We start from the raw sequence: 5,818 nt of genomic DNA, 5'->3' as shown, positions 1-5,818 counted from the left end.
CGGCGAGCATCGCCTGATCGCCGAAGCGATCTCGCAGCGCGACCCCGAAGCGGCAGAGGCCGCAATGCGCGCGCACCTTCTGTCGGTGCAGAGACAGATCATGGAACGGTCGAATGCCGGCGCCTTTGCCGCGTGATCGCATCACCTCTGACATCGAGCCTGTGCGGGGAATTTCAAATTGAAACGTCATTTCGACGTGCTGGTCATCGGCGCGGGATCCGCTGGCTCGGTTGTTGCCAGCCGTCTCAGTGAAGACCGGTCGTGCCAGGTCGGCCTCATCGAGGCCGGGACGATGCCGGCCGATCCCGACATCGCCGACCCGCTGAAATGGACGATGCTCCAGGGCCGCGCCTACGACTGGAGCTACCGGACCGTGCCCCAGCCCTTCACCGCCAACCGCGTCCATGAATGGCCGCGCGGCAAAATCGTCGGCGGCTCGAGCTGCCTGCATGCAATGGCCTATGTGCGCGGCCATCCCGATGATTTCGAACCCTGGGTGCAAGCCGGCGGCGAGCGCTGGTCCTATCGGGGGTTGTTGCCGGGCTTCATCCGCAGCGAAGCCTTCACCGCCTTCGACGGGCCAACACGCGGCAAGAGCGGCCCGCTGGACGTCTATCTGCCGGACGCCGAGGTCAGTCCGGTCGTGCGTGCCTACATCGCCGCCGGGCGATCCATGGGGGCCCCCGCCCTGAGCGACCACAACAGCGGCGAGCTGGTCGGCACCAGCCCCAATTCACTCAACATACGCGACGGCAAGCGCCTGAGCGTCGCCGACGCCTATCTGCCGCCGCGGGTCATGGCGCGGCCGAACCTGACCTTGCTCACCGGCCACGAGGTCGAGCATCTGGTTCTGGACGGCCACAGGGTCACGGGCGTGAGCGTGGTCTGCGAGGGCCAGAACAGAACGCTCTGTGCCGACCGGATTGTCCTTTGCGCCGGCGCCGTGTCCACGCCGCTCATCCTCATGCGGTCGGGCATTGGTTGCCCGGATACGCTGAAGCAGGCTGACATACGCTGCCTTGCCGATCGCAGCGAGGTGGGCCGCAACCTGCAGGATCATCTGCTGGCTCTTGGAAATGTCTACAGCACCAAAAAGCCGGTGCCGCCTTCCCGCCTGCAGCACTCCGAATCGCTGATGTATCTGCACAGCGACGACCCGACCCGCTCCATGGGAAGTCCCGATATCGTGCTCGCCTGCGTCGTCGCTCCGTCGGCGGCCGAGGGCCTGAATGCCCCGCTTTATGGCTCGGCCTTTACCATCCTTTGCGGCGTCACTCATCCGACAAGCCGCGGGCGCATCACACCGAGCGGGCCGGGCCGCAACGATACGCCGGTCATCGATCCGCATTATCTGGAAACCGAACACGATCGCGCGACATTCAGGATGGCGTTGAAGCGGGCGCGCATGGTCGGCCATCATGAGGCCCTGGACGAATGGCGCGATACGGAGATCCTGCCAGGCGCACCGGTTCAGTCCGATGCCGAACTCGATGCTTTCATCGCCAGGGCTGCTTCCACCCATCACCATCCGGCCGGCACCTGCCGGATGGGTCTTGACACCGAGGCCATCGTCGATCCCGACTTGCGGCTGAACGGCTTCGACAATGCCTTTGTCGTCGACGCCTCGGTGATGCCGGCGATCCCGAGCGGACCGATCAACGCGGCGATCGTCGCCATCGCCGAAACCTGGGCGGCGTCTTCACGGGTTACCGCGGCGGCCGCGTGACGGCGGCCGCATCCGACACTTCCCCTGGGTTCCGAATGGCTCTGCTTCCCGGCGACTATCAGCTATGGAGATGCGTCAGCTCAAACGCCGCTCCGTCCCGGACGCCGGCCATGCGCTGCTCGGCGGACCGGAACATGTCCGCGAACTCCACCTGGTTCTCGAACACCACGCCGCCGACCTTGACCGTCAAGGCATCCTCGGTGCCTTTTGGCGCGAAATAGACTTGTGCGATGCGCGCCCTGATACGCTCGCCGATTTCCCTGGCTTCTGCTTCGGTCGCGCCGGCGAGGAAAACCCCGAACATCGACGTCCCCATACGTCCAACCAGATCCTCCGCGCGCACTGACGATTGTATGGTTGAGGCTATGAGCCGCAAGGCTTGATCGCCCCATTCAAGACCAAAGCGCAGGTTGATGGACCGCAGATGCTCCGAATGGATGACCAGGAAGGCGCCGGATTTCGGCCCCGGCACCGACGGCCTTGCGGTTCTTTTTTCGACCATCGACGTGAAGACCGCTCCGTTCAGGCAGCCGGTCGTGGTGTCGAAGGTTGCCGACTTGTCGAGTTCCCGGCGATAGCGACGAAGCTCGATCTGTTTCAATCCAACGAACAGAAAAAGCGGAACACCAAGAACGACAGGCAACAGGATTGCCGTGACCATGCTGCGCCCAAATGGCGTCAGCGCCTCCGAGAACAGAAGCAGATAATTGAGACCGACGGAAACGCCCAGGATTGCAGCGGTTCCCAGAAAGGTCAGCAAAGCGACGCCTTTCCATGCCTGGTCGGTGGTGCTCGCCATAGTCTTTGTCACTGGCCGATCTCCTGTGGATGGGCTTGTATAAGGCCGGTGTGTTGCAATTTCAGTTTCAAGGAACATTGCAATTTAATCGATTGCGCGATGACCCCATCAAGGCTGCGCCCGTGGCGGTTAACAAACAAAACATCAGGGATTGAATGACAGCCTATTGTGCCGGGCCGAACATGCCCATCTCCGCGTCCCTGGCTGTCGCCTCCGCCTTGCCGTAGATGCCGCTCGGCAGCGCCGTGGCCCAGCCGTTGGAGACAAGCCAGGCGCCAACATCCTGCTTGCCCAGCCTGCACGGTGCGGCGACGGCAAAACGCTCGACGTCCGGCGGTACGAAACAGTGCAGCGCGCGTCCCCTCAGCCAGGAATTGAAAACGGCGCGGGCGCGTACGCCGCAAGGCCAGGTGACGTCATGAAACGAGCAGGAGCTGTCGAGATCGATGCCTCGCACTCCGCTGATGAACACCTTGCGGCCCATGGCTTCGAACATCGCCGATGATGTGACAACCGGGCGGTAGAGCAAGACCTCCCGCCAATCCCTGGGCATCGGCGTTTTCGGGGGCACGGCGAGACCGAGCTCGCTGAGCGGCGGACGGGGCTCGGCCCGTTCGATCTCAGCGGGATCAAGCCGTGGTGGAGCGATCAGGTCTTGAGCAACCTTGCGCGCCGGCTCCAGGCGTTGTGCGCCGGCAACCGGTGCAACCGGTCGGACAGGCTGGGTATCGTCAACATCCCGCGACCGGGCACGGACAGGCCGATCGACCGAAAGCAACGCCCCGCCCTGAATGATCAGCAGTATCCCCGCCAGGAGCAGGAGGCTTCCAAGTGCGATCGCCAAGCGGCTGCGGCCCGGCCTGGCCATCAGCTTGAACAGGATCTCAGGGATTTACGCCGGTCAGAAACCCGACGTCGATTTGGCAACCAGCTTGAGCGCACCTTTTTCAATCCGATAGAACGGCATCGAGCGTTGGCTGGATCCGTCGGCCCGAAACCGGAACAGGCCGGTCGACCCCCGAAAGCCGTTTGGATTCTCAAGAACCTTTTTGCTGAAACCATCGGGCCCGACCGCGCTGGCAATCCCTGCCGTCAGCGCAACCATATCATAGGCGTAGGCCACATTGACGTCAGCCGGATAGTTGTATGTCGTCCTGAAGCGGTCGGCGATCGGCCCGGTTTCGCCTGGATCGAGCGTGGCGACAAACGCCCCCTCGAAGAGCGGATCCATGGGGTGCTCCAGCCAACGGTTCGTCCCGACGACGGAGATCGTCTTTCCCGGAATGCCCTTCGATTTGAGGGCGGCAAGGACAGGCGACGGACTGCCATTGCCGCTGGCGACGATGACGGCGTCAGGGGCGTCCACGAGTGAGCCCATTTCGTCGACCGTCTTCGCGCCGTCGCCGGCAGAATATCGGAGAGTGACCGCGAGCGCCGCGCCGTAGATGCTGAGGCTGTTTGCGACCCGCTTCTCCATGGCGCCGGCGTTTGGGCCATCCGCGACAAGCAGTACGAACTTCTTGCTGCCTTTCGCGGCCAGTCCCGCGGCGCCCGCGGCGGCGCTGTCCGCTTCGCCAAGGAGCACGGCATAGACCCCGGGGCCGCCGGCGAAATTGTCGGCGAGCGCCAGAACCGGTGGCCGCTTCGACCCCGACAGCGTGGCAATATGCTGGGCCGCCGGCAGCTCGGTCGGGCCGATGACGACTTTAGACCCCGTCGTAATGGCCGTAACCGCCAGTTTGCCGGCCAGTGCGCTGTCGCCTTTGGTATCTTCTACCGTCAGCGCCAGCAATCCGTTGCCGATATCCGTCATCGCCAGCTTGGTCGCATCGAGCATCTTCCTGCCGTTTTCCCCGGCCGTTCCAGGGGCGGACAGCGGCAGCAGCATCGTGACTTTGGTCGACCCGGTGCCCAGCGACTGGGTCGCCTGGACGGGACCGGCACCGGCGGCGCCGTTCTGCCCGGCAGGCGCGGTAACCGCCGCCGGATCGAGCACTTCGGACACGCCGCCCTTCGACTGGCAGCCCGACACGATCGCGGCGAGCGCCAAGGCGATTGCCCATGTCCGCGGACGGTGGACCTGTCGGCCAGCTTCCATGAATGCTCCACCCCTATGTGCCGCCGGATATTGTTCCCGGTCTGGTCTTCAACGCATGTTACGGCGGACTTGCAGTGCCGTCTGTAGTTCTTTTAGCCGCCGAACAGCCTGCCTCTGAGCGCCCTGATCTGCCTTGCTTGCCCGGCACTTCGATAGTCGGCGCATTTCATGTATCGCGGCCCGGGCACGAACACGCGGCGCACGCAGACGCCCTTTGCCTGGGCAGGGGCTCCACCCTCCTCGCCTGGCGAAAATGCGGAAAAGCCGAACGTCGCCACCGGCAAAGGCCCGGTCACTTCGATCCCTTCCCTTGCCAGGATTGCCCGCGCACGCTGGCAGTAGCGGACTGAAAGGGCCGAGAACCGGCTTTCATTGTGCCCGGCGCGATACTTCATGACGGTGGTGCAGAGATCACCCGCGGCGAGCTTGTTGGCCTGTGCAAGATATTTGACCCCCAGCGCGATGTTGGCCGCCGGCGCGCTCAGATCGTCCAGTGAACCTCGAAAGCCGAGCATCCTGGCCGTCGCCGGCATCACCTGCATCAGGCCGACTTCGCCGTCACCGCCTTGCACGTCGGGATCGAAGCCGCTTTCGATCTCCATCACCGCATGCGCCAGCATCGGCTCCAGGCCATAGATCGATGCCTGGCAACTCGCAAATGCCTTGAAAGCCTGCCGGGTCCACTCCGTGGCCGGATCACAGCGCACTGGTTGCTTCAGGCCGGACGAAAGCTGTGGTTTCACGGATGGTCGTTCCAGCCAGTTGGCACTGGCCGGCGTGACCGTTTGGACAAAGCCAAACAACACGATCGCGCCCGCGACCGCCTTCAGGAAGGATCCGTCGGCTGTCATGATGGCCAACAGGCGTCGGTTCGCCTATCCGGTCAGTGCATGTACTCGACCATGCGATCGTGAAAACACTCGCATTTGTTGAGGGTGTCTTCGTCCTTGTAGTTCGTCTTCAGGTAGCCATAGGCCTTGCCGCAAGCGACCTTGGCCTCCGACGCCCAGACGAAGACGGGACGCGACGAGTTGATCCACTCCGAGCTGTTGGCGACGGCAACCGACTCGTCCATCAACTTCACAACCTCCTGCTTCAGATCGACGATGTTGTCGTTCAGCACCAGGTTGGAGGTGCCGACGACACGGCAATAGTCGCCCGTCGGACCATCGATGATGTCGGCGGCATACCCCGT

At 63.5% G+C, this 5,818-nt stretch carries 7 protein-coding genes; 2 read left to right on the top strand and 5 right to left on the bottom strand.

Features of this window, described 5'->3' with window-relative positions; genetic code table 11:
• Nucleotides 1–136, top strand: a 136-nt coding sequence (locus tag EN991_RS20770; RefSeq protein WP_127369434.1) for an FCD domain-containing protein, incomplete at its 5' end; no start/stop codon positions are given.
• Between the two features lie 42 nt (nt 137–178).
• A complete protein-coding gene (locus EN991_RS20765) occupies nt 179–1,726 on the top strand; it encodes a GMC family oxidoreductase N-terminal domain-containing protein (RefSeq protein WP_164753513.1) in 1,548 nt (515 codons plus the stop codon).
• A gap of 58 nt (nt 1,727–1,784) precedes the next feature.
• Here EN991_RS20765 and EN991_RS20760 read toward each other — a convergent pair whose 3' ends face one another.
• The 5 genes from EN991_RS20760 to EN991_RS20740 all read right to left on the bottom strand — a co-directional run.
• Entirely contained in the window at nt 1,785–2,537 is a 753-nt protein-coding gene (locus EN991_RS20760; protein ID WP_127369433.1) for a GGDEF domain-containing protein, read from the bottom strand.
• Nucleotides 2,538–2,688: 151 nt separating this feature from the next.
• Nucleotides 2,689–3,393, bottom strand: coding sequence for a thermonuclease family protein (locus EN991_RS20755; RefSeq protein ID WP_127369432.1), 705 nt, complete (start codon nt 3,391–3,393; stop codon nt 2,689–2,691).
• A 33-nt stretch (nt 3,394–3,426) separates the two neighbouring features.
• Nucleotides 3,427–4,413, bottom strand: a complete 987-nt coding sequence (locus EN991_RS20750) for an ABC transporter substrate-binding protein (protein WP_245461023.1) — start codon at nt 4,411–4,413, stop codon at nt 3,427–3,429.
• A gap of 302 nt (nt 4,414–4,715) precedes the next feature.
• Nucleotides 4,716–5,474, bottom strand: coding sequence for a transglycosylase SLT domain-containing protein (locus tag EN991_RS20745; RefSeq protein ID WP_127369435.1), 759 nt, complete (start codon nt 5,472–5,474; stop codon nt 4,716–4,718).
• Between the two features lie 32 nt (nt 5,475–5,506).
• The coding region (locus EN991_RS20740; RefSeq protein WP_127369430.1) for a hypothetical protein at nt 5,507–5,818 on the bottom strand (312 nt) is incomplete at its 5' end.

It is taken from the genome of Mesorhizobium sp. M7A.F.Ca.US.005.03.2.1, from assembly GCF_003997795.1.
Classification (GTDB): Bacteria; Pseudomonadota; Alphaproteobacteria; order Rhizobiales; family Rhizobiaceae; genus Mesorhizobium; species Mesorhizobium ciceri.
This window is presented reverse-complemented; position numbering and strand designations above follow the sequence as displayed.